The organism is Rothia mucilaginosa (assembly GCF_019334805.1).
Lineage (GTDB): Bacteria > Actinomycetota > Actinomycetes > Actinomycetales > Micrococcaceae > Rothia > Rothia mucilaginosa_C.
Genome location: NZ_CP079822.1, coordinates 1,643,276 through 1,660,936, shown reverse-complemented (window position 1 = coordinate 1,660,936; position 17,661 = coordinate 1,643,276). Strand labels below are relative to the sequence as shown.

General features: G+C 57.5%; 12 protein-coding genes. All 12 read right to left on the bottom strand.

What is annotated here, in order from left to right; all coding sequences use genetic code 11:
* Nucleotides 1-243: 243 nt before the first annotated feature.
* The 12 genes from LPB405_RS06625 to moaC all read right to left on the bottom strand — a co-directional run bounded on the left by LPB405_RS06625 (nucleotide 244) and on the right by moaC (nucleotide 17,584).
* Nucleotides 244-1,740 (bottom strand): L-serine ammonia-lyase, encoded by a 1,497-nt coding sequence (locus LPB405_RS06625; RefSeq protein WP_306823284.1) that lies wholly within the window; start codon nucleotides 1,738-1,740, stop codon nucleotides 244-246.
* Nucleotides 1,741-2,015: 275 nt separating this feature from the next.
* Nucleotides 2,016-3,134: a glycine cleavage system aminomethyltransferase GcvT gene (gene gcvT, locus LPB405_RS06620; protein ID WP_219100830.1), complete on the bottom strand. Its 1,119-nt coding sequence runs from the start codon at nucleotides 3,132-3,134 to the stop codon at nucleotides 2,016-2,018.
* A gap of 172 nt (nucleotides 3,135-3,306) precedes the next feature.
* A complete protein-coding gene (gcvP, locus tag LPB405_RS06615) occupies nucleotides 3,307-6,147 on the bottom strand; it encodes an aminomethyl-transferring glycine dehydrogenase (RefSeq protein ID WP_219100828.1) in 2,841 nt (946 codons plus the stop codon).
* Between the two features lie 284 nt (nucleotides 6,148-6,431).
* Complete coding sequence (locus LPB405_RS06610; RefSeq protein ID WP_219100826.1) at nucleotides 6,432-7,652, bottom strand: MFS transporter; 1,221 nt, start codon at nucleotides 7,650-7,652, stop codon at nucleotides 6,432-6,434.
* A gap of 30 nt (nucleotides 7,653-7,682) precedes the next feature.
* Nucleotides 7,683-8,516 (bottom strand): respiratory nitrate reductase subunit gamma, encoded by an 834-nt coding sequence (gene narI / locus LPB405_RS06605; protein WP_060824416.1) that lies wholly within the window; start codon nucleotides 8,514-8,516, stop codon nucleotides 7,683-7,685.
* A 26-nt stretch (nucleotides 8,517-8,542) separates the two neighbouring features.
* On the bottom strand, nucleotides 8,543-9,283 hold the full coding sequence (gene narJ, locus LPB405_RS06600; protein ID WP_219100824.1) for a nitrate reductase molybdenum cofactor assembly chaperone: 741 nt from the start codon (nucleotides 9,281-9,283) through the stop codon (nucleotides 8,543-8,545).
* A 3-nt stretch (nucleotides 9,284-9,286) separates the two neighbouring features.
* Nucleotides 9,287-10,900 (bottom strand): nitrate reductase subunit beta, encoded by a 1,614-nt coding sequence (narH, locus tag LPB405_RS06595; protein WP_005504921.1) that lies wholly within the window; start codon nucleotides 10,898-10,900, stop codon nucleotides 9,287-9,289.
* The gene (locus tag LPB405_RS06590) at nucleotides 10,900-14,619 is read right to left on the bottom strand and encodes a nitrate reductase subunit alpha (RefSeq protein ID WP_219100822.1); all 3,720 of its coding nucleotides are present in this window, start codon (nucleotides 14,617-14,619) and stop codon (nucleotides 10,900-10,902) included. The genes narH and LPB405_RS06590 overlap by 1 nt, the downstream gene beginning before the upstream one ends.
* A gap of 78 nt (nucleotides 14,620-14,697) precedes the next feature.
* Nucleotides 14,698-15,891: a ThiF family adenylyltransferase gene (locus LPB405_RS06585; RefSeq protein WP_219100820.1), complete on the bottom strand. Its 1,194-nt coding sequence runs from the start codon at nucleotides 15,889-15,891 to the stop codon at nucleotides 14,698-14,700.
* 120 nt (nucleotides 15,892-16,011) lie between these two features.
* Nucleotides 16,012-16,518: a molybdenum cofactor biosynthesis protein MoaE gene (locus tag LPB405_RS06580; protein ID WP_070599011.1), complete on the bottom strand. Its 507-nt coding sequence runs from the start codon at nucleotides 16,516-16,518 to the stop codon at nucleotides 16,012-16,014.
* The gene (locus tag LPB405_RS06575; protein ID WP_219100818.1) at nucleotides 16,508-17,026 is read right to left on the bottom strand and encodes a MogA/MoaB family molybdenum cofactor biosynthesis protein; all 519 of its coding nucleotides are present in this window, start codon (nucleotides 17,024-17,026) and stop codon (nucleotides 16,508-16,510) included. The genes LPB405_RS06580 and LPB405_RS06575 overlap by 11 nt, the downstream gene beginning before the upstream one ends.
* A 57-nt stretch (nucleotides 17,027-17,083) precedes the next feature.
* Entirely contained in the window at nucleotides 17,084-17,584 is a 501-nt protein-coding gene (gene moaC, locus LPB405_RS06570) for a cyclic pyranopterin monophosphate synthase MoaC (protein ID WP_219100816.1), read from the bottom strand.
* Between the last annotated feature and the right edge of the window lie 77 nt (nucleotides 17,585-17,661).

The following is a 17,661-nucleotide window of genomic DNA, read 5'->3' as shown; positions in this document are numbered from 1 at the left end:
CACAGACATGTCTGTTAGCAATCAGCCTCCCGGCGACATTACCGGCGACACGACAACCTCAGCCCCCGAATAGAACGGTGCTCGAAGCTATAGAGTCGGACGGAAAAACGTCACCTTCAGCCCGTGCCCACCGCTATATGAAGGCACAAAGGTTAGGGAAAGCGTAAATACTAACGATACAGGAAGAAATCCCTTCTGTCTACCACACCCTCATCAGGAGTGCAAACCTGCCACAGCCTGCACCTAGCATTCCACCACATTCACAGCCAAACCACCCATAGACGTCTCCTTATAACGGTGAGACATATCCAAACCGGTCTGACGCATCGTCTCAATCACCTGATCCAACGACACACGGTGCGTACCATCACCACGCAACGCCATACGAGCAGCCGTCACAGCATTCGACGCCGCCATCGCATTACGCTCAATACACGGAATCTGTACCAAACCACCCACCGGGTCACAGGTCAGACCCAGGTTGTGCTCCATCGCAATCTCAGCAGCATTCTCAACCTGCTCAGGAGTACCACCCATCACCTGTGCCAAACCGGCTGCAGCCATTGAGGAAGCACTACCCACCTCACCCTGGCAACCAACCTCAGCACCAGAAATCGACGCGCGCTTCTTATACAGCACACCCACAGCAGAAGACGCCAAGAAGAAATCAACAACCGCCTGATCACGAGCAGCCTGACCACAATGGCGAATACCGTGCGTGTAATTCATCGCGTAATGCAACACCGCCGGAATAATACCCGAAGCACCATTCGTCGGAGCAGTCACCACACGACCACCAAAAGCATTCTCCTCATTAACCGCCAAAGCAATCAGGTTCACCCAGTCAATAGCAAACTCAGGAGACTTCGCCGGGTCCTCCACCATCAAATCACGATGCCAAGCACCCGCACGGCAACGCACCTTCAAAGGACCAGGCAAATAACCCACACGCGCCAACGAAGAACCAATACATTCCTTCATCACACGGTAGATATGCAGGATGCCATCGCGGACCTCCTGCTCAGAACGCAGCGAACACTCATTCGCCATCTTCAACTGCGCAATAGACAAGCCAGCATCATTCGCCATCTCCAGCAGCTCAGCCGCCGAACCAAACGGATACGGAGGGTTCATCAGCGACGCGCCACCGGTCGCCTCCTCATCACCCTCAACAATGAAACCGCCACCAATCGAATAGTAGGTACGCTCCAACAGCAGCTGCTCACCCGCAAACGCCGCAATCTTCATACCGTTCGTATGGCGCGGAAGAACCGTCAGAGGGCGCAGAGTCATATCCAGCTCACGGTACTTCACCACCGGGCCGTACACCTTCTGATCCTCACCACCGGGAGCACTCACACCGTAAGCAGAGGAGGGGTAACCCGCCAGAGGCAACGTGCCATCCACGCTATTACGCTCAATCATCGCCTCAGAATCAGCAATATTGATCGTCTCCGGAACAAAACCACACAGACCCTTCAACGCAGCGCTCATCGTGCCGTGACCAGCGCCCGTAGCCGCCAACGAACCATACAGATCCACGTGCACACCCGTCACACGGTCCAGCAGGCCCTCATCAATCAGCTCCGCCACAAAACGGTTCGAAGCGCGCATCGGACCGACCGTATGCGAGCTCGAAGGACCCACACCAATGCTGAACATCTCAAAAACACTGATGTCGTACGGCAGAGCCTCTGCCTTCTTCTGGGCACTGCTGGGTGCGCTCTGGTTAATAGCCATGTTCTGTCCTTCAAATAAAAATGTCTGTGCACCGCACCAAAAGATACGCGCCCTTCAACGGAGGAGCAGCCCACCAAGCGACGGCCTATAAGTGCGGACAATCACCCTTGACTGGCCGCTCTAATCCTAACGCACTTCAGAACCATCACAAACTAAGGTTCAGAACACCTCACGCCCTCCCTCGCTATTCAACGCCCACCTCACGGCGCAGAAAAGGCGCCGTGCCCACACGGGACACGACGCCTCTACCCTACAGATTATCTGCAGAAAAACTCTTACTTCTCACGCTTGTAGAACGGCAGAGCCACAACATCAAACGGAGCACGCTTACCGCGGATATCAACATCCACAGTAGAGCCAACCTCAGAGAACTCACGGTTCACCAGCGCCATAGCAATCGGGAAGCCCAAAGTCGGGGAAGGAATACCGGAGGTAACCTCACCAATCTCATTACCTTCAGCATCCACCAGCTTAGAACCGGCACGAGCAGGACGCTTCGCCTGAGCCTTCAGACCAACCAGGATACGCTTCGATTCACTCTTAGCCAACTCAGTCAGAGCCTCACGACCCACAAAGTTAGCAGCCTTCTTCTCCAGAGCAATCTCAACCAGGCGACCCAAACCGGACTCAAACGGAGTAATCTCAAGACCCAGCTCGTGACCGTACAGCGGCATACCAGCTTCAAGACGCAGGGAGTCACGAGAAGCCAGACCGGCAGGAATCATACCGAAAGGCTCACCGGCAGCAGCCAGCTTATCCCACAGCTCAACAGCGTTCTCATTCGGAACGAACAGCTCGAAGCCATCCTCACCGGTGTAACCGGTACGAGCCAGCAAAACATCAACGCCGGCAACAGTCAGCGGTACCGAAGCGTAGTACTTCAGCTCACGGACAGCCTCTTCATCAGACACGCCAGCAGCCAGCAGAATCTCCTCAGCACGAGGACCCTGAACAGCCACCAGAGAAGTCTGCTCCGACTCATTCACAAACTCAACGTTGAAATCACCCAGGCGCTCGCTCATCGCCGCGAAGTCAGTGTCAATGTTCGCAGCGTTCGGAACAACCATGAACTCTTCATCGCCCAGACGGTAAGTAATCAGGTCGTCAATCACGCCGCCCTTGTCGTTGACCAGGATCGAGTACTTTGCCTTACCGACCTTCAGGATGGACATGTTCGACACCAGAGCGTAATCCAGGAACGCACCCGCATCCGGGCCGGTCACACGGAACTCACCCATGTGAGACAGGTCGAAAATACCGGCACGAGTACGGACAGCCTCGTGCTCAGCAACGTCGTTAGCATACTTCAGGGGCATATCCCAGCCACCAAAGTCGGTGAAAGAAGCGCCCAGCTTCTCGTGAACCGGGTACAGGGAGGTCTTCTTGGGGGACATTAGGTTCTCCTCACGCACAGCCTTGTGCTGTTATCGTTCAATCGTCGTAGATTTAGTTCACCCCCACAGACACGAGATACGCTGCGGAGGCGACCCCCACCCGTCCCCAGAAATCTGAGGACGGGTGAGGCGGGTAGACCGCTACAGCCTACCCAGGAGCGTTATAGGCTCCTTATGCTTCCAGATCGAAAGCCTCCATCGGGGGGCATTCGCACACGAAGTTACGGTCACCGCCAGCGCCATCAATACGACCCACCGAAGTGAAGTACTTGTTAGCGCGCAGGCTCGGAACCGGGAAAGCTGCCTGGGTACGGCTGTAGGGGCGATCCCACTCATCAGCGCTTACCACATCAACGGTGTGCGGTGCGTTGCGCAGAACCGAATCCTCCACAGCGACCTTGCCCTCAGCCACCTCGATAATCTCGTCGTAGATGGTCTCCATTGCCTCAATGAAACGGTCCAGCTCTTCCTTCGACTCAGACTCAGTCGGCTCAACCATCAGGGTGCCCGGAACCGGGAACGCCAGAGTCGGAGCGTGGAAGCCGAAGTCCATCAGACGCTTGCAGACATCCTCAGCGGTCACATGAGACTGATCGGTCAGCTGACGCAGATCCAGGATGCACTCGTGAGCGACCAGACCGCCGGGGCCGGTGTACAGCACCGGGTACTTATCATTGAGCTTCTTCGCAATGTAGTTAGCATTCAGCACCGCGTACTGCGAAGAGTCCTTCAGACCCTGAGCGCCAGTCATCGCAATGTACATCCAGCTAATCGGCAGAACGCCGGCAGAACCGAAGAACGCCTGCGAAATCGGCAGTGCAGCGTCATTGGGGAGCTTACCCTCAGCGTCAGCATGGTATGCGTCACCGGGCAGGAACTTCGCCAAGTGCTCACGAACAGCCAGCGGGCCAACACCGGGGCCGCCACCACCGTGAGGAATGGAGAAGGTCTTGTGCAGGTTCAGGTGCGAAACGTCGCCGCCGAACTTACCGGGCTGAGCGAAGCCCATCTGAGCGTTCAGGTTCGCGCCATCCAGGTACACCTGGCCGCCAGCCTCGTGAACCAGCTGGCAAACCTCAGCAACCTGCTCCTCAAACACACCGTGAGTGGAAGGGTAGGTAATCATGATGCCGGCAACCTTGGGGCCGTACTTCTCAATCTTTGCCTTCAGGTCGTCAACATCAATCGAACCGTCAGCCGCAGTTGCCACACCGGCAACCTTCAGACCAGCCAGAGCAGCAGATGCCGCGTTGGTGCCGTGAGCAGACAGCGGAATCAGGACGGTATCGCGCTCGTGGTCACCGTTAGCCTCGTGGAAGGAACGGATAGCGCGCAGACCAGCGTACTCACCGGTCGCACCCGAGTTCGGCTGCAGCGAGATAGCATCGTAACCGGTAATAGCAACCAGCCACTCGCTCAAATCCTTAATCAGCTCGTGCCAGCCCTCAGCCTGATTCTCCGGGACCAGCGGGTGGATGTTCGCGAACTCAGGCCAGGAGATGGGCTCCATCTCAGCGGCCGCGTTCAGCTTCATAGTGCACGAACCCAGCGGAATCATGGTGCGGTCAAGTGCCAGATCCTTGTCAGCGAGGTGACGCAGGTAGCGCATCATCTCGGTCTCGGAACGGTACTTGTGGAAAATCGGGTGCTGCATGTAGTCATCGGTACGCAGCAGCTCAGCGGGCAGATCGTACTGTGCATCTGCCTCACCCAGGGTGCCGCCCAGAGCCTCAACCAGGCCCTTGAGCAGCTCCTCACCGTGAGACTCACCCACGGAAATACCGATGCGGTTCTCGTCGAAGCGGCGGATGTTCACGCCAGCTTCCAGAGCCTTCGCAACCAGCTCGTCAGCGCGGCCAGGAGCCTCCGCCACGACCGTGTCGAAGAAAGTGTCGTGAGCGATACCGTAACCGGCAGCCTTCAGCGCGGTAGCAACGCGAGCGGCGTTGGTGTGCAGACGGTTCGCGATAGCGCGCAGTCCCTCAGGACCGTGGTACATCGCGTAAGCGCCAGCAACAATCGCCAGCAGAGCCTGAGCAGTACAAATGTTAGAAGTAGCCTTCTCGCGGCGGATGTGCTGCTCACGAGTCTGCAGAGCCAGACGGTACGCAGGCTTACCGGCAGAGTCCTTAGAAACACCCACCAGACGACCGGGCATAGTGCGTTCCATACCCTTGTGAACAGCCATGTACGCTGCGTGCGGGCCACCGAAGAAGAAAGGCAGACCGAAACGCTGAGTGTTACCCACAGCAATATCAGCACCCAGCTCACCCGGGGACTTCAGCAGGGTCAGAGCCAGCAGGTCAGCAACAACGGTGACCAGAGCGTTACGCTCCTTAGCGGCCTTAATCAGCGGCTCAATATCGCGAATCTCGCCTTCATTACCGGGGTACGCCAGGATGATACCGTACAGGTCACCCTCGGGCAGGCCCCCAGAGAAATCAGTAATCACGAAAGGAATGCCGAGCATCTCTGCACGACCACGAGTCACTGAAATAACCTGAGGCAGGCAACGGGAGTCAATAGCGAAGAAGCCGTTCTTCACCTTGCGGTTTGCACGGTGCATCATGACAGCTGCTTCAGCCACCGCGGATGCCTCATCCAGCAGGGAGGAGTTTGCAACCTCCAGGCCGGTCAGCTCCATCACGGTGTTCTGGAAGTTCAGCAGAGCCTCCAGACGACCCTGAGAAATCTCAGCCTGGTACGGGGTGTAAGAAGTGTAGAAACCGGGGTTTTCCAGAATGTTACGGCGCAGAACCGCGGGAGTTACAGCATCGTAGTATCCGGCACCAATCATCTGGGCAAGAACCTTATTCTTCGCTGCATAGCCGGCAATCTTTGCCTGAGCCTCATGCTCCGACAGCGGAGCAGGCAGCTGCAGATCGCCGTCAAGGCGAATCTGAGAGGGGACAACAGCGTCCATCAGCGCATCCAGGGAAGAATATCCGAGGGTTTCGAGCATCTGCTCTGCGTCTGCGGAACGGGGGCCGAGATGACGTTCAATAAAGGACATAGGATTCTCCTATTGGTCGGCGCAAACCGTAGAGGGGTCACGTCGCGCTATTGCGACGAGTCGAACATCTTAAGTGTCCCACATCTCCACAAAGTTTTGCCACCTTTACCAACATTCGACATGCCAGAATATCAAGCTCTTCTGCCCCGCTAAATCCCCTCCCCGCTATACGAAAAACCGCAGAAACGCACAAAGTCCGGCTCGTTCTCTCCGAAGAGAAAACGAGCCGGACTCAGTCAAAGCAAACTTCACATACATCCCGCAGAAGGATGTACTAGAAGACCCTACTTAGCGTGGTTGGGCTTGCCACCGTTCGGCACCAGGAATGCCGACAGGAAAGCCAGAGCCGCAGTCACAGCCAGCAGCATCAGACCGATGAAGTAGTTGTTCTCAGCCTGGTTGTAGGTTGCACCCATCACCAGCGGCGGGAAGAAGCCACCCAGAGCACCAGCAGCAGCAATCACACCGGACACCGCGCCGACGTTCTTCGGGTCAGCTACACGACCCACCCAGCCGAAGACCGAGCCGTGGCCCAGACCCAGCAGAGCAGCCATCAGAATGAAGACAGCACCATACACGTGCTCAGCATCAGGCTGGAACGCGATAATAACTGCCAGAATCACCACACCACCCAGGGAGATGAGGGTGATGACCTTCGGGCCGAACTTATCCGCCAGGACACCACCGAAGGGACGAGCGATCACAGCAGCAACCGCAAAGCCAGCCGCACGCATACCAGCGTCGTTAGCGTTGAAGCCGTAGATGTTGCTCAGGTAAGTAGGCAGGTAGTTCGAGAATGCCACGAACGCACCGAACACAACAGCGTAGAGGAAGCATAGCTGCCAAGTGGTCTTCACCTTGAATGCCTGAACAATCTTCGGCATCAGCGGAGTAACCTCACGGCCTACAGTTGCCGGAGAGTCCTTCAGGAAGAAGAAAGAAATAGCAGCGGTCACAGCACAGATAACAGCAATCAGAACGTGAGTCTGGAAGTAACCAATACCCTGCACCAGGCGGGGGGTAGCGAATGCGGAAATTGCAGTACCCACCATGCCGGCACCGAACACACCGGTCGCAAAGCCCTTCTTGGAAGCGTCATACCATGCGGAGCAGAAGGGAATACCCACAGCGAACACGGTACCCGCAATACCCAGGAAGAATGCCACAACAAGCAGCATGGGCAGCGAGTTCATCTGACCAGCAACACCAACCAGGAAGACCAGGGGTGCGCTAATCGCCAGAACAACGGTGAACATGATACGACCACCGTAGCGGTCAGTCAGACCGCCAACGGGAATACGGCCAATAGCGCCGATAAAAATCGGCATAGCAACCAGAAGGCTGGTCATACCAGCGTCCAGGTGCATCTGCTTTGCATACATCTTCGCCAGCGGGCCGACAACGGTCCACGCCCAGAAACCAATGGTTGAGGCGAAGGTTGCAAGCAAAACGTTACGGAGCTGACCATTCTTCAGGTCGTAGCTCGGTGCAGCAGGGGTGCTCATATTTCCTCTTTTGCAATATGGATGTGTGTATTAGCGGTCGGCGCGCTCACGCGGGAGAGTGCCTACCGGGTCCCAACCTCGACGTGCACCAACACGCTGGCCGCCACGAGAGCGGTACACGGTGTAGGGGCGGAAGAGGTAGTGCAGGGGCACAGTCAGTGCGTGCACCAGGCGGGTAAAGGGCCAAATGATGAACAGAACCATAGCCACCACGATGTGAATCTTGAAAGCCACAGGAATATTCACCATCAGAGCCACCTCAGGGTGGAAGTAGAACAGCGAACGGAACCAAACAGCAATGGTCTCACGGTAGTTGAAGTGAACCTCGTGACCATTTACCGGAGGCAAACCGCCCGAGGGGTTCACAGCCGAAAGCAGAGTAGCCGCAGTACCAGCGAGAATCACCAGAACCAAAACGACATACATCAGAACGTCATTACGAGTGGTAGCCGAACGCACACGAGAGTTCGAAACACGACGACCAATCAGAACGAACATACCAATAATGGTCGCAACCGCGGCAACAGAACCGCCAGCCAGCGCCACAATGTGGTAAGTGTCCTCCGAAATGACCAGGTCAGTGAGTGCCTTAGGCACCAGCAGACCACCAACATGGCCAAGGAACACGGCCGCAAGACCGTAGTGGAACAGGGGCGAAGCGATGCGCAGCAGCTTCGACTCATAGACCTGGGACGAGCGGGTAGTCCATCCGAACTGGTCAGTACGGTAACGCCAAATGGTGCCACCAATCAGAACGACCAGTGCAACATAGGGCAGAACGCCCCACAGCAGGATGTCAACAATACCCGGATCGGCTACAGCCTGTGCAGCATGTCCTGCGTTCTCAGAAGCAAGTACGTACACGTGTTGTCTCCTCACAAGGGATAAAACTAGTTAGAACGAGCCGAAGCCTGCTGGAGCAACTGATGATCAGCGTAACCATTCAGGCCAACAGTCTCGACGGGAGGGCCGTAGCCAGCCATCTTCTGAACCTCCTCCTGAGTCTGCGGAGAGACGCCAGGAAGGGTATCGCAGATGCTCTGCAACAACCCGTAGTGGGGCAGATTTCCGTCCTTCATGGACAGACGAAGAAGCTCAAGGGACGGACGGTACGCTTGCAAAGCAGAACGGCCCTTACGGCGATCCACCAACGCACAGAACTCCAGCACCAGCGGCAGGTAATCCGGAAGCTCACCGTTCAAAACGGTCAACATACCGGAGTCGCGGTACATCTGCTTGAAACGCAGAAGAGTCTCACCACGGCGGCGGGTATCGCCATCGGTCCAGTAGGACAGATGCAACGAATGACGACGGGAAAGGTCGTATTCCTGCACGTACTCGGACTGCACATCCTCCAGGTCCTTAGAAGTCAGCCACTGCTGAACCGCATCAACGGCAGCAATGAAAGCCTCATCCTGGGTGGAAGCGGCAATCTCGACCAGTTCGGGCAGAACCTTCAGAGTTTCCTCATCGGGGTAGCCCAGGAGCATACCGCTCACCTGGTAGATTACCGAGTCCTTATCCTCGCCGGGACCGTAATCGATATCAAACGGGTTCTCCGGCTGAGCCGGCTCCGAGACAGCAGCCTCGGAACCGGCCTTGCCCATGAGCTTGGAAAAGAATCCAGCCACTTATTACTTCTTTCCGGTGGTATTCGGGAAGAGGCCGTCAGGACGGGAAGAACCGTCCCAGCTGAACAAGCTGACCTTGTTGTTAGCCTCGTAGACACCGGTGGACACGGGGGTCGGGCGACCCTCCATGTCGTTGAACGCATCGCCGTACATGCCGGGTCCGCCATCCACGCTCAGGGAGCAACCCATTTCCTCAAGGTTGTGGGCGTCTTCCATGTGAGCCTTAGGAATGACGTAACGCTCGTTGTACTTAGCGATAGCCATCAGGCGGTACATCTCGTACACCTGCTGACCGGTCATGCCGACAGCCTGAGCGATCTCCTCGTTGCCTTCGCCACCGAGGTTGATGTCACGCATGTACGAACGCATTGCAGCCAGGCGGCGCAGAACGTTAGTAACAACCTCAGTGTCGCCAGCGGTGAACAGCTCAGCCAGGTACTCAACCGGAATACGGAGAGACTCAATAGCGCCGAACAGGTTGTTGCTGTTCTCTGCATCGTGGCCCTGCTCCTTGAGCAGGTCAACAATCGGAGACAGCGGCGGTACGTACCAAACCATGGGCATGGTGCGGTACTCGGGGTGCAGGGGCAGAGCCACCTTCCACTCCTTCGCCAGCTTGTACACGGGCGACTTCTGAGCTGCAGTAATCCACGCATCGGGGATGTCGTTCTTACGAGCCTGCTCAATCACAGCCGGATCCGAAGGATCAAGCATCAGCGACAGCTGAGCCTCGTAGAGATCCTTCTCATCCTCAACCGAAGCAGCCTCAGTCACGCGGTCTGCATCGTAGAGGAAGATACCGATGTAGCGCATACGACCAACACAGGTCTCAGCACACACGGTCGGAATACCAGCCTCAATACGGGGGTAGCAGAAGGTACACTTCTCAGCCTTACCCGTCTTGTGGTTGAAGTACACCTTCTTGTAGGGGCATCCGGTGATGCACTGACGCCAACCGCGGCAACGGTCCTGGTCAACCAGAACGATGCCATCCTCAGCACGCTTGTAGATAGCGCCGGAGGGGCAAGAAGCCATGCAGGAGGGGTTCAGGCAGTGCTCACAAATACGAGGCAGGTAGAACATGAAGGTCTGCTCGAACTCGAACTTAATCTTGTCCTCAGCCTTCTTGCGAACCTTCTCAACCAGCGGGTCCAGGTGACCGTACTCGGTCGCACCAGCCAGGTTGTCGTCCCAGTTCATACCCCACTCAACCTTGGTGTCCTCACCGGTGATGAGGGAGACAGGCTTAGCAGCCGGGAAGTCATCACCCAGAGGAGCGCTGGTCAGGTTCTGGTAATCGTAGGTCCAGGGCTCGTAGTAGTCGTTCAGCTCGGGCTGAATCGGGGAAGCGAAAATCGTGAAGAGCTTCTGGAAGCGGTTACCGCTCTTGAGCTCCAGACGACCGCGCTTGTTCAGCACCCAGCCGCCCTTCCACTTCTCCTGATCCTCGTAACGGCGGGGGTATCCCTGACCGGGACGAGTCTCAACGTTGTTGAACCAGACGTATTCGGTACCGGCTCGGTTCGTCCATGCCTGCTTACAGGTCACGGAGCAGGTGTGGCAGCCGATGCACTTATCGAGCGCCATCACCATCGCAACTTGTGCCATAACGCGCATTAGAAAGTTACCTCCTGGGACTTACGGCGACGGATGTACGAGACGATGTCTCGCTGGTTACCGGTCGGTCCGAGATAGTTGAAGGCGAACGCCTGGTGAGCGTAGCCACCAATCATGTGGGTAGGCTTCAGAAGAATACGGGTCACCGAGTTGTGAATACCACCGCGCTTACCGGTGACTTCAGACTTCGGGCTAACCATACGCTCCTGAGCGTGGTAAACGAAGCAGACGCCCTCGGGCATACGGTGCGAAACAACCGCACGACCCACGAAGACACCGTTGGTGTTCACACACTCAATCCACTCGCCATCCTTGACGCCAATCTTGTCAGCATCCTGCGGGCTCATCCACGCAGTCGGGCCACCACGGAACATGCTCAGCATGTAGTGGTTATCGAAGTACTGCGAGTGAATTGCCCACTTGTTGTGCGGGGTCAGGTAGCGAACAGCAACCGAAACACCATCGGTAGTACCGAGCTCGGGCTCGTTGTACAGGCCGGTCATGTCCAGCGGCGGACGGTAAATCGGCAGAGCCTCGCCCATTTCGTGCATCCAGTCGTGGTCGAGGAAGAAGTGCATACGGCCGGTCAGGGTGTGGAACGGCTTCTTCTTCTCGATGTTGACGGTGAACGGAGCGTAACGGCGACCGCCGGTCTCCGAACCGGACCACTCGGGGGAGGTCATCACGGGCTGCGGTGCGGCCTGGGTCATGGGGAAGGTGATACGACGTTCCTCGTTACCTTCTGCCAGGTCCATCAGGTGCAGACCGGTCTGCTTCTCGAGCTCCTTGAAGCCCTTGATAGCAACCTCACCGTTAGAGGTACCCGAAATCATCATGATGGATTCGGCGATCTTCACATCGGTGTCCAGTGCCGGACGACCTGCGCCCTTACCGGAGTCCATCACACCGAATTCCTTAGCCATCTTCGCGACTTCGTCCTTCAGGTCATAGGTGATGAACTTGGTGGTAGCACCGAGCTTGTCGAACAGCGGGCCAATGGTGGTGTACATGTCGTACAGTGCGCCGTAGTCACGCTCGACGGTGACGAAGTTCGGCATGTTCTTGCCGGGCACACCCACCATACCGGGGGTGTTCTTCCAGTCGGGTGCGTGACCGCCGGGCTGAGCAATCTGGCCGGGGGTGTCGTGCAGCAGCGGGACCGAAACGATGTCCTTACGAACGCCGAGGTGCTTCTTAGCCAGGCGAGTGAACTCGTACGCCAGTGCCTTGAAGGTCTCGTGGTCGGTCTTTGCCTCCCACGGCGGGTCAATTGCCGGGGAGAACGCGTGCAGGAACGGGTGCATATCGGTCGAGGAGATATCGTGCTTCTCGTACCAGGTTGCAGTCGGCAGAACGATGTCAGACAGCAGGGTCGTGGAGGTCATGCGGAAGTCCGAGGTGACCAGCAGATCCAGCTTGCCCTGAGGTGCCTCATCAACCCACTTCACTTCGTTCGGCAGCTTCTCCGAATCGGAGCCCTGGACGTTATCCATGCTACCGACCAGGTGCTTCAGGAAGTAGCTCTCACCCTTAGCGGAGGAACCGAACAGGTTCGAACGCCACAGGGTCAGGGTACGAGGCCAGTTGACGGGGTTGTCGACGTCCTCAACGGAGAACTCCAGGTCACCGGAGTTCAGGCGCTGTGCAATGTAGTCCGCGTTCGAGGAAGCCTCGCCGCGTGCCACTGCCTGCTCTGCCTTCTCAGCCAGTTCCAGCGAGTTCTCGGGGAACTGCGGGTAGAACGGCATCCAGCCCATACGGGTAGAACGTGCCACAACGTCAGCAGTGTGAACATCGCGCAGCTCGCCCTTAGCCAGCGGGGACTGCAGGTAGTCGGTGGAGTATGCATCCTGACGGAACTGGTCAGTGTGCATGTACCAGAAACCGGTACCAATCATGTGACGCGGCGGACGGCTCCAGTCCAGAGCGTTCGCAATGTTGGTCAGACCGGTCAGCGGACGTGCCTTCTCCTGACCCACGTAGTGAGCCCAACCGCCACCGTTACGACCCTGGCAACCGGTCAGGTTCAGCAGGGAGAGGATAGCGCGGTAGGTGGTGTCAGCGTGGTACCACTGGCAGATACCTGCACCGAAGATGACCATAGAGCGGCCGCCGGAATCCAGGGCGCTCTTAGCGAACTCGCGGGCAACGCGGATAACAGCCTCGGCGGGGACAGAAGTAATCTGCTCCTGCCATGCCGGGGTGTTCTGAACGTTCCAGTCCTCGTAGTCCTTAGCCCAGGTACCGGGCAGACCCTCACGGCCCACACCGTACTGTGCCAGCATGATGTCGAAGACAGTGGTGACCTCGTGGCCTTCAACGTAGGCTACGGGCACACCGCGGGTAATGACGTCGCCGTGACCCTTCGGGTTATCGAAGGTCGGCATCTTAATCTCAACAGCTGCAGACTGGCCCTGGGGCAGGTCGCGGATCGACAGAATCGGCTTACGACCCTGCAGGTCCAGGTTCCACTTGCCCTGGTCTTCCTGAGCGTAACGGTGGCCCATGGTGCCGTTGGGCACGAAGACCTCACCGGTCTCGCGGTCCATCAGAACGGGCTTGAAATCAGCGTTAGCCTGCTCAGCCTCACCAGCGAGCTTAGCCGCGGTCAGGAACTTGGAGGGGACCTTCACACCGTCTTCACGGGTTTCCAGGGTGACCAGGAAGGGAAGGTCGGTGTAGGTCAGGGAGAAGTCCTCGAAGAACTCGACACGCTGGTCGACATAGTTCTCCTTGAGGATGACGTGGCCCATTGCCATAGCCAGTGCCGCGTCGGTACCTGCCTGTGCGGGCAGCCACTCGTCAGCGAACTTGGTATTGTCGGCGTAGTCGGGGCTCACGGTGACAACCTTGGTACCGCGGTAGCGAACCTCGGAGACCCAGTGAGCGTCCGGAGTACGGGTCAGCGGAACGTTTGCACCCCACATGATGAGGTATGCAGCGTCCCACCAGTCGCCGGACTCGGGAACGTCGGTCTGGTCGCCGAAGACCTGCGGGGAAGCCACGGGGAGGTCAGCGTACCAGTCGTAGAAGCTGGTCATCACGCCGCCCATCAGCTGGATGTAGCGAACACCCGCGCTGAAGGACACCATAGACATTGCCGGAATCGGGGTGAAGCCGGTGTTACGGTCGGGACCGTAGTACTTGATGGTGTGCACGTGAGCAGCAGCCATCAGCTCGAGAGCCTCAGCCCAGGTCGAGCGCACCAGACCGCCCTTACCGCGTGCGTTCACGTAGCGTGCACGCTTAGCGGGGTCGGACACGATGGAGTGGAAGGCGTCCACGGGATCGTTGTGGATTGCCTTCGCTTCGCGGTACATCTCCAGCAGGAGACCGCGAACGTAGGGGTACTTAACGCGAGTGGGAGAGTAGGTGTACCACGAGAATGCTGCACCGCGGGGGCAACCACGGGGCTCGTACTCGGGGCGGTCGGGACCAACCGAGGGGTAGTCGGTTTCCTGTGCTTCCCAGGTGATAATGCCGTCCTTGACGTACACCTTCCAGGAGCAGGAGCCGGTGCAGTTCACGCCGTGGGTAGAGCGAACTTCCTTATCGTGGCTCCAACGGTCGCGGTAGAAGGCGTCACCTTCGCGGCCGCCTTCACGGAAGACGGCGCGGCCGTCTTCAGTCTCATCCCAGCGGGAGAAGAACTTACCGAACTTGATCAGCTGATCGGTAAGGGGGCCATCCGGGCCCTTAATCTGTGATGCTTGTTCCATACTGCCCAATATATCTGAAAATTGGCATGGAAAATACGAGATAAAAACCTTGCCTAATTCATACGAAATAAGGGTGTTTTAGACCGTAAGCCAGGCAGAAATTCCACCCTCAAGCATGTACACAGAACGCTCCTCCAGAGGGGCTATTTCACGAGCAGCCTCGACCGTTCGAGTGTATCCAGTGCAGTAAATAACGATTTTCTGGGCATTTGCGGGGATTTTACGCTCAATCAGGGCCTTGAGAGAGCCATTTCGTGCTGCCTCAAGCAGTTCAGTGAGGGGCAGATTAATAGCGCCCTCAATGGCGAAAGCATTGAATTCCACCTGCTCACGAACGTCCAAAAGGGCAATATTTTCACCCAATGACACCTTTTTAAGGTCCTGAGCGCTTATCGAGCGAGGTTTTGAGTCGGCAGAAGTGCTTGTAAAATCCTGAGAAATATTACGAATTGTTACATTATTTTTGGGGTTATGACTCTTTTTAGCCGGCAAATCAGCGTTTTTCTTAGGCTGAGCTTGCACGCTAGCTACAAGAGGTATATATTCCCACCTCCCACTTAACGCCGAATATAGGCCAACCTCACCCATCAGCGGCTCCCCCACCCCGGTCAACAGCTTCACTGCCTCCATAGCCATAGCAGCACCCACCACACCAGCCATAGCACCCACCACACCAGCGGTACTACACGAAGGCACACTACCGGCAGCAGGAGCATGAGGGTACAAATCCTCATACACCGGACCGTGTCCCGCCCAAAACACACTCAACTGCGCATCAAAGCCAAGAATCGCAGCCCACACATGCGCAATCCCAGCACGCGCCGCCGCCGCCGACACCATATAACGCGACTCAAAATTATCGCTACCATCCAGTACCAAATCAGCGCCAGACAGCAAATCATCAACGTTCGCCTCCGTCAGACGCTCACGCACCGGCACAACCTCAATAAAAGGATTCAGCGAGCGCAAAGACTCAGCGGCAGACCCAGCCTTAGAATTACCCACTCTGGCGTGCGTATGAATCACCTGGCGGTGCAGATTCGAAACATCCACGACGTCGTCATCAACCACCACAATCTGACCGACACCAGCACCCGCCAGGTACAGCAGCGCGGGAGCACCCAAACCGCCAGCGCCCAACACCACAACGCGTGCGCCCTTGAGTGCCAGCTGAGCCTCATACCCCATTTCGGGCAGAATCAGCTGACGAGAGTAGAACGCACGCTCAGCGGCAGAGAGCTCGCTCGCGCTACGAGAGGTGTGAGAAGACATAGGGGTTCCTCGCATCAAATAGTAGAGATGGTTTGAATTTTAGGGGTCCAAGCTTCAAGGAGAATAAGCCTGCCCGAGAGAAATCCCCCTGACAGGCTTATATTCAGAATATTCAGAAGGCTAGACGGACGAAGTATCCACGCCAACCCACTCGATGCTTCCATCGAGCAGTTCCTGTTCCTTCCAAATCGGCACGCGAGCCTTCACCCGGTCAGCCACCAGCTCGCAGGCATCAAACGCGCGACCACGGTGAGCAGCCGCCGCCATCACGGTCAGAGCCGACTCGCCAATAGCAATCGGACCCACGCGGTGCACAGCCCACAGACGCACGCCATCCAGCTCGGCGGCAACCTCAGCGGCAACCTCGGCAATATACTCACGAGCCTGCGGATGCGCGCTGTAAGACAGCCCGCGCACCGCGCTACCGTGATCATGGTTGCGCACAATGCCGTCAAAAATTACCAGGGCACCCATGGCGTCAGTCATAACCTCAGCCTTAGCCGCTGCGTACAGCGGTTCCAGGGGAGCCTCCGTAATATCGGTGAACACCACGGTCGAGCCGCTCGGCTCAGCACCGTGCGCGCCCGAGTGGTCCAGGGATTCTTCCTTCTGCGGCTTAGTGGTCATGGTAGTCCTCCATCTGACGGCAAATGTGCTCAACGAGCGGGTCGAGGGTTGCCACGCCGTCCTTCACGCCACCGCGCGAACCGGGCAGGGTCATCACGAAGGTACGGTCAATGACGCCCGCCACGCCGCGTGAAAGCACCGCCGCAGGAACGTTCTTCAGACCGTTCTTCCAGAAGGCATGCATAATGCCGGGAACTTCCTTATCCAGGTGGGGGCGAACCGCCTCCACGGTCTGGTCGTCAGAGTTCAGGCCGGTACCGCCGCTGGTCAGGATGAACGTCGGCAGGTTACCGTTCTTCTTGCCCTCGGCCACCAAGGTGTTGAAGTACTCGACAATCTCACGGTCTTCAATGACCACGGCGTCCGGGGTGTCAAAGCCGCGCGAGCGCAACCACTCCACGGCGATGGGACCGGACTTATCCTCGTACACGCCGCGGGCTGCGCGGGTGGAGGCGACAATGACCAGGCCGGTGAGGTTCTCCGGCATAGTGTAGTCTTCGCTACTCATTGGAATTCCTTTTCTGTATCTGCCAGATGACGGTGGAGCTCAGCGAGCTACCAGAGCTTAGGAGTTCTCGCGGACGGACCAGTCGCCGGACTTGCCGCCGCTCTTCTCCAGAACACGAATATCGGTAATAACGGCGTGCTTATCGACTGCCTTAATCATGTCGAAAACGGTCAGTGCCGCCGAGGAGACGGCGGTGAGCGCCTCCATCTCCACACCGGTCACACCGCGGGTCTTCACGGATGCCTCAATACGCACGAAGTCGGTGCCACGCTCGAAGTCGACCGTGATCTTGCCCAGGGGCAGCGGGTGGCAGAGGGGAATGATTTCCGGGGTACGCTTAGCACCCATAATGCCGGCGACGCGTGCGACGGGCAGGGCGTCGCCCTTGGGCAGGTCGGCGTCAAAAATCATGGCGATGACGTCTTCGCGGGTGCGTACAGTCGCCTCAGCCAGGGCGGTGCGGGTGGTGACTGACTTCTCCGTAACGTCCACCATGTGTGCCGAGCCGTCGGCGCGCACGTGGGTCAGTTCCTGGTTGGGCTGAGAGGTAGAGGTCATCGTTTCTCCTGGCTTCTGCGCGGTGTTCTTCTGCCGCGAATCGTTAGTTAGTGTGAGTCTCAATTATTCCCTGTCGC

Coding starts and splice junctions, on each gene's coding strand:
- LPB405_RS06610 (WP_219100826.1), bottom strand. CDS start 7,652: ATGAGCACCCCTGCTGCACCGAGCTACGACCTGAAGAATGGTCAGCTC.
- LPB405_RS06590 (WP_219100822.1), bottom strand. CDS start 14,619: ATGGAACAAGCATCACAGATTAAGGGCCCGGATGGCCCCCTTACCGAT.
- LPB405_RS06580 (WP_070599011.1), bottom strand. CDS start 16,518: ATGACCACTAAGCCGCAGAAGGAAGAATCCCTGGACCACTCGGGCGCG.
- LPB405_RS06625 (WP_306823284.1), bottom strand. CDS start 1,740: ATGGCTATTAACCAGAGCGCACCCAGCAGTGCCCAGAAGAAGGCAGAG.
- gcvP (WP_219100828.1), bottom strand. CDS start 6,147: ATGTCCTTTATTGAACGTCATCTCGGCCCCCGTTCCGCAGACGCAGAG.
- LPB405_RS06585 (WP_219100820.1), bottom strand. CDS start 15,891: ATGTCTTCTCACACCTCTCGTAGCGCGAGCGAGCTCTCTGCCGCTGAG.
- moaC (WP_219100816.1), bottom strand. CDS start 17,584: ATGACCTCTACCTCTCAGCCCAACCAGGAACTGACCCACGTGCGCGCC.
- gcvT (WP_219100830.1), bottom strand. CDS start 3,134: ATGTCCCCCAAGAAGACCTCCCTGTACCCGGTTCACGAGAAGCTGGGC.
- LPB405_RS06575 (WP_219100818.1), bottom strand. CDS start 17,026: ATGAGTAGCGAAGACTACACTATGCCGGAGAACCTCACCGGCCTGGTC.
- narH (WP_005504921.1), bottom strand. CDS start 10,900: ATGCGCGTTATGGCACAAGTTGCGATGGTGATGGCGCTCGATAAGTGC.